Below are 6,249 nucleotides of genomic sequence, written 5' to 3'. Positions count from 1 at the left end.
CGGTGGGGCGGCCCCGCAGGCCCCCGCCCGAAGAGGCCGCAGGCCCCCGCCAGAGAGGCCGCAGGCCCCCGCGCGAAAAGGCCGCAGGCCCCCGCCGCGCAAGGCCGCGGGCCCGCCCGTCCCGCCCCCGGAAGCCGACCGGAAAGTCACCGGTGATGACCACCACCCCCACCCCGCACGCCGCGCCCGCCGCGCAGGCGCGGGCGAGCGCGAAGCCGCGGCCGAAGGCCCCGCGCCGCACGCTCGCCCCCTTCGCGTTCCTCGCCCCGTTCCTGATCCCGTTCGTCCTGTTCACGCTCCTGCCGGTCGGCTACGCCTTCTGGCAGAGCCTGCACGCCACCGAGCGCGTCGGCGGCACCTTCGGCCGCACCGAGACCGTGTTCGCCGGCTTCCGGCAGTACGGCGAGGTGATGTCCGAGCCGTTCTTCACCGACAGCCTGCTGCGCGTCGCACTGTTCGCGCTGGTGCAGATCCCGGTGATGCTGGCGCTCGCCCTGGCCCTCGCGCTGCTGCTCGACTCCGCGGTCAGCCGCCTCAAGCGCTTCTTCCGGCTGGTCTACTTCGTGCCGTACGGCATCCCCGGCGTCGTCGCCGCCCTGATGTGGGCGTTCCTGTACGACCCGCGGCTCTCGCCGATCGTCGACGTGCTGCGCTCGGTGAGCGTCGACGTCGACTTCCTCGGCCCCGGCGCGATCCTGTTCTCGATCGGCAACGTCGTGACCTGGACGTACACCGGCTACAACATGCTGATCATGTACGCGGCGCTCCAGGCCGTCCCCGCCGACCTCTCCGAGGCGGCGCGGGTGGACGGCGCGAGCGCGTGGACGATCGCGATGCGCATCAAGGTGCCGATCATCCGTCCCGCGATGGTGCTCACCGGGGTGTTCTCGCTCATCGGGACGTTCCAGCTGTTCACCGAGCCGCAGGTCTTCCGGGCCATCTCCACCAGCGTGACCAGCACGTACACGCCGAACCTGGCCGCGTACTCGCTGGCCGCGGCCGACCGCTACAGCGAGGCGGCGGCCCTGTCGGTGCTGCTCGCGGTGGCGACGTTCGTGCTGTCCTTCCTGTTCCTCCGCCTCACCTCCAGGGGGCAGAAGTGACTCTCCTGACCCGTACCGAAGGGGCGCACGCCCCCGCGCCCGGCGACCTGACGAGCGGCCCGAAGCGCGGCCGCAGCCTGGCCGCCGTACCGGCGTTCGTGTTCATGGCGCTGGTCGCCGGCTACATGCTGCTGCCGGTGTACTGGCTGGTCGTCTCCTCGACCAAGAGCCAGGGTGACCTGGTCACCACCCCGGGCCTGCTGCCCGCCGACTGGCACCTGGGCGCGAACCTCTCCGCGCTGTTCACCCAGCAGGACGGCGTCTACCTGCGCTGGCTCGGCAACAGCCTGCTCTACGCCGGGCTCGGCGCGGCGGTGGGCACCCTGCTCGCCGCGATGGCCGGGTACGCGCTGGCCGTGTACCAGTTCAAGGGCCGCGAGGCCGTCTTCTCCGTCATCCTCGGCGGGGTCCTGGTCCCCGCCACCGCGCTCGCGCTGCCGCTCTTCCTGCTGTTCGCCGAGGTGGACGCGACCAACACGTTCTGGTCGGTGTTCCTGCCCAGCATCGTCAGCCCGTTCGGGGTGTACCTGTCGCGGATCTTCGCGGTCGCGTCCATCCCCGAGGAGGTCATCGAGGCGGCCCGGATCGACGGGGCCGGCGAGTGGACGATCTTCCGGTCGATCGCGCTGCGGATGATGTCCCCCGCGCTGGTGACCGTCTTCCTGTTCCAGTTCGTCGTCATCTGGAACAACTTCCTGCTGCCGCTGATCATGCTGCAGGACGACCGGCTCTACCCGGTCACGCTCGGCCTGTTCACCTGGCAGTCGCAGACCAGCCGGGACCCGCAGCTGCAGACGCTGACCCTCGTCGGCGCGCTGATCTCGGTGGTGCCGATCGTCCTCACCTTCCTGCTGCTCCAGCGCTACTGGCGCGCGGGCCTCGCGGCCGGGGCGGTGAAGTCATGACCGGCACGACGCACGCGCCCGACGGGACGGACCCGCTCGGCGCGCTCATCGACCGGCTCGGCGGGATCGCGTACGGCGGCGACTACAACCCCGAGCAGTGGCCGGCCGAGGTGTGGCCGGAGGACGTCCGGCTGATGCGGGAGGCGGGGGTCAACCTCGTCACCGTCGGGGTGTTCTCCTGGTCCCGCCTGGAGCCGCGCCGCGGGGTGTACGACTGGACGCTGCTCGACACCGTCCTGGACCTGCTGCACGAGGGCGGCATCGCCGTCGACCTCGCCACCCCGACCGCCGCTCCCCCGCCGTGGTTCAGCACGGCGCACCCCGACGCGCGCCCGCAGAACGCGGCCGGCACCCGGCTCACCCACGGCAGCCGGCAGGCGTTCTGCCCGAGCAGCCCGGACTACGCGCGGGCGTCCGACGCGATGGTGACGGCGCTGGCCCGGCGGTACGCCGACCACCCGGCGGTGGTCATGTGGCACGTGCACAACGAGTGGGGCAACCACAACGCGCTCTGCTACTGCGCGACCAGCGGGGAGGCGTTCCGCCGGTGGCTGCGGGCCCGGTACACCACCCTGAACCGGGTCAACGAGGTCTGGGGCACGGACTTCTGGGGGCAGCGCTACGGCGAGTGGACGGAGATCGACCCGCCGAGCGAGACCACCGCGTTCCGCAACCCCGGCCAGGAGCTGGACTACCGGCGCTTCTCCTCCGACGCGCTCCTGGAGCGGCACCGCGCCGAGAGCGCGCTCCTGCGCGAGCTGGCCCCCGGCATCCCGCTGACGACGAACCTGCTCGGCACCCTGGAGAAGAAGGTCGACGGGCACGCGTTCGCGCGGGAGTCCGACATCGTCTCCGTCGACCACTACCTGGTCGCGGCCGATCCGGGCAACCACATCGATCTGGCCCTCAATGCCGACCTGGCGCGGGGGATGGCCGGCGGGCGGCCGTGGCTGCTGATGGAGCACTCGACGTCGGCGGTCAACTGGCAGCCGGTGAACGTGCCGAAGGCGCCGGGCGAGATGCGCCGCAACAGCCTCACGCACCTGGCGCGCGGGGCCGACGGGATCATGTTCTTCCAGTGGCGGCAGTCGCGCGCGGGCGCCGAGAAGTGGCACTCCGCGATGCTCCCGCACGGCGGCACGGAGACCCGCACCTGGGGCGAGGTCACCGCGCTCGGCGCGGAGCTGGCCGAGCTGTCGCAGGTGCGCGGCAGCCGGGTGACGGCGCAGGTCGCGCTGCTCTTCGACTGGCACGCCTGGTGGGCGCTCGAACTGGAGGCCCGCCCCTCGGAGCGGCTGCGGTACCTGGACGCGATCCGGGCCTGGTACGAGGCGCTGTGGGACCTCGGCGTCACCTGCGACCTCGTCGCGCCGGACGCCGACCTCACCCCCTACCGGGTCGTCGTCGCGCCCAGCCAGTACCTGGTGACGGACGCCGACGCGGAGTCCCTGCACGCGTTCGTGCGCGGCGGCGGGCACGCGGTGTTCGGGCCGTTCAGCGGTGCGGTCGACGCCAACGACCGGGTGCGGACCGGGGGTTACCCCGGCGCGTTCCGCGAGCTGCTCGGGCTGGTCGTCGACGAGTACCTGCCGCTGCGGGTGGGCGAGTCGGCGCTGCTCTCCGACGGGTCGCGCGCGACGGTGTGGACCGAGCGCGTCGAGTCGCGCGGGTGCACCGCGCGGCTGCGGTTCGCCGAGGGGCCCGACGGCGGGCCCGCGCGCGGCGGCCCGGCCGTCACCCGGCACGGCTACGGCGACGGGGTGGGCTGGTACGCGGCGGCCGCGCTGCCCGCGCAGGCGCTGCGGACGCTGCTGGGCGAGGTGTGCGCGGAGGCCGGGGTGGACCCGGTGGCCGAGGTACCGCCGGGCGTCGAGGCCGTCCGGCGGGTCGCGGGTGACCGGGGGTACCTCTTCCTCGTCAACCACACCGACACCGAGGCGGTCGTCCCCGTCGGGGACGGGTGCGTCCGGCTCGACGGGGCGGCGCTCACGGGGTCCGTGACCGTCCCGGCCGGTGACGTCGTCGTCGTGCGGGAGGCCCGCCGATGCCGCTGATCGAGACCGACCGCCCGTCGGGCACCGTCCTGCTGCACGCGGGCCCCACCGCCTACGCGCTGCGCGTCGACACCGGGGCCGGCACCGTCCGCACCCTGCACTGGGGCGGCCCGCTCACCCTGGCCGACGCGGTGGCCGCGTACGAGCCGGACGCCGAGGGGAACAGCTTCCACTCGCCGCTCGACGGGACGGAGGAGCTCGCCGTCGACGGCCAGGTGCGGTTCGCGCCGCCCGCCCTCGACGTGCGCTACGCCGACGGCACGGGCGCGGTCGAGCCGGTCGTGGAGGGCTACGACGTCCAGGAGGACGCCGACGGGGCCGAGTTGACGGTCGGCCTGCGCGACGCGGGGCGGCCCCTCGCATGGCGGCTGCACTACCGGGTGCGCCGGGAGAGCCCGGTGGTCGAGCGCTGGACGGAGCTGCGGCACACCGGCGCGCAGGGCGGGCGGCCGCTGACGCTGGTGCGGCACGCGGCCGCGCAGTGGAACCTGCCGGTGCTCCCGGAGTACCGGGCCTCCGCGGTGCACGGGCGCTGGGTCGGCGAGTTCCAGCTGCGGCGCACCCCGCTCGCCGTCGGCGAGACGACGTGGGGCAGCCGGCGCGGGCACACCGGCCACCAGGGCAACCCGTGGGTCACCCTCGACGGCGGGGACGCCGGCGAGGAGAGCGGCGAGGTGTGGTCGATCATTCTGGCCACGTCGGGGAGTTGGCGCACTACGGCGGTGCGTTCGGCGGTGGGCCGGTGCAGTGTGCTCACCGGGAGCGGGCACGAGGGCGTCGAACTCGCCCTCGCCCCGGGCGAGTCGTGGACGACGCCGGTCAGCGCCGGGCAGTACGGCACGGGCGGGTTCGGCGGGGCGTCGCGGGCGTGGCACGCGTACGTGCGCGCCCACGTCCTGCCTGCTGCCGACGAGTTGCGGCCCGTGCTCTACAACTCCTGGGAGGCCACGGCCTTCGACGTCAGCCACGACAACCAGCGCGGTCTCGCCGACCTCGCCGCGCGGATCGGCGCGGAGCTGTTCGTCGTGGACGACGGCTGGTTCGGGGCGCGCGACAGCGACCGGGCGGGGCTCGGCGACTGGACGGCCCGGCCGGGCGCGTTCCCCGACGGGCTGCGGCCGCTCGCCGACCACGTGCACGGCCTGGGCATGCGGTTCGGGCTGTGGGTCGAGCCCGAGATGGTCAACCCCGACAGCGCGCTGTACCGCACCCGGCCGGAGTGGGTGCTGCACCTGCCCGACCGGACCCCGCACACCCTGCGCAACCAGCTGGTCCTGGACTTCTCCCGGCCCGAGGTCGCCGACTGGGCGCTGGAGTGGCTGGTGCGGACGGTCGACGCGTTCGACGTGGACTTCCTGAAGTGGGACTTCAACCGGTCGTTCACGGAGGCGGGTACGACGGGCGGGCGGGTCGACGGCCGGCGGGTCTTCGTCGAGCACGCGCTCGGCGCCCAGCGGGTCCTGGACCGGCTGCGGGCCGCGCGGCCGGCCCTGCGGATCGAGGCGTGCGCGGGCGGCGGCGGCCGGGTCGACCTGGCGAGCCTGGCGCGCACCGACCAGGCGTGGACGTCGGACAACACCGACGCGGTGGACCGGCTGGCCATCCAGCACGGTTTCTCGCAGGTGTATCCCGCGCAGGTGATGGGCGCGTGGGTCACCGACAGCCCGAACCCGCACACCCGCAGGTCCGTGCCGCTGCCCTTCCGGTTCCACAGCGCGATGGCCGGGGCGCTGGGGATCGGCGGCGACCTGACGCGCTGGTCGGCGGACGAGCTGGACGAGGCGGCCGCGTTCGTCGCCCGGTACAAGGCGGTGCGGGAGACCGTGCAGCACGGTGCGCAGTACCGGCTCGGCGCCCCGGGGGACGCGACGCACGCCGTGCAGTACGTGGCCGCGGACGGCGGGGAGTCCGTCGTCCTGCAGTGGCGGGCGGGTCCGGCGAGCGGGGTGCCCGCGCCCCGGCTGCGGCTGCGGGGGCTCGACCCGCAGGCCGTCTACCACGTCGACGACGACAGCGGGACGCTGCCGGCGGGCACCGTCCGCACCGGGGCGGCGCTCGCCGCGCACGGCCTGGCGGCGGAGCTGCCCGCGGGCGACCACGCGAGCCGGATGCTGACGGTGTACCGCGAGGTGTGAGCCGGCGGGGTGCGGGACCGCGGGCAGGGCGCGGCGGGAGGAGGGTTCCTCC

General features: G+C 74.3%; 4 protein-coding genes. All 4 read left to right on the top strand.

Features of this window, described 5'->3' with window-relative positions:
* Positions 1–155 precede the first annotated feature (155 nt).
* The 4 genes from ACFWEG_RS27785 to ACFWEG_RS27770 are packed head-to-tail and all read left to right on the top strand — an operon-like array spanning position 156 to position 6,197.
* On the top strand, positions 156–1,103 hold the full coding sequence (locus ACFWEG_RS27785; protein ID WP_387220528.1) for a carbohydrate ABC transporter permease: 948 nt from the start codon (positions 156–158) through the stop codon (positions 1,101–1,103).
* A complete protein-coding gene (locus ACFWEG_RS27780) occupies positions 1,100–2,008 on the top strand; it encodes a carbohydrate ABC transporter permease (RefSeq protein WP_387220525.1) in 909 nt (302 codons plus the stop codon). The genes ACFWEG_RS27785 and ACFWEG_RS27780 overlap by 4 nt, the downstream gene beginning before the upstream one ends.
* Positions 2,005–4,062: a beta-galactosidase gene (locus ACFWEG_RS27775; RefSeq protein ID WP_387220522.1), complete on the top strand. Its 2,058-nt coding sequence runs from the start codon at positions 2,005–2,007 to the stop codon at positions 4,060–4,062. Before ACFWEG_RS27780 ends, ACFWEG_RS27775 begins: the two co-directional genes overlap by 4 nt.
* Positions 4,053–6,197 carry an alpha-galactosidase gene (locus ACFWEG_RS27770; RefSeq protein ID WP_387220520.1) on the top strand — a complete coding sequence of 715 codons (2,145 nt, stop codon included), beginning with the start codon at positions 4,053–4,055 and terminating at the stop codon, positions 6,195–6,197. The genes ACFWEG_RS27775 and ACFWEG_RS27770 overlap by 10 nt, the downstream gene beginning before the upstream one ends.
* Positions 6,198–6,249: the final 52 nt, after the last annotated feature.

The organism is Streptomyces sp. NPDC060194, from assembly GCF_042728285.1.
Lineage (GTDB): Bacteria > Actinomycetota > Actinomycetes > Streptomycetales > Streptomycetaceae > Streptomyces.
The sequence above is the reverse complement of the archived record's forward strand: the minus strand, read 5'-3'. Positions and strand labels throughout refer to the sequence as shown.

Coding starts and splice junctions, on each gene's coding strand:
- ACFWEG_RS27770 (WP_387220520.1), top strand. CDS start 4,053: ATGCCGCTGATCGAGACCGACCGCCCGTCGGGCACCGTCCTGCTGCAC.
- ACFWEG_RS27775 (WP_387220522.1), top strand. CDS start 2,005: ATGACCGGCACGACGCACGCGCCCGACGGGACGGACCCGCTCGGCGCG.
- ACFWEG_RS27785 (WP_387220528.1), top strand. CDS start 156: ATGACCACCACCCCCACCCCGCACGCCGCGCCCGCCGCGCAGGCGCGG.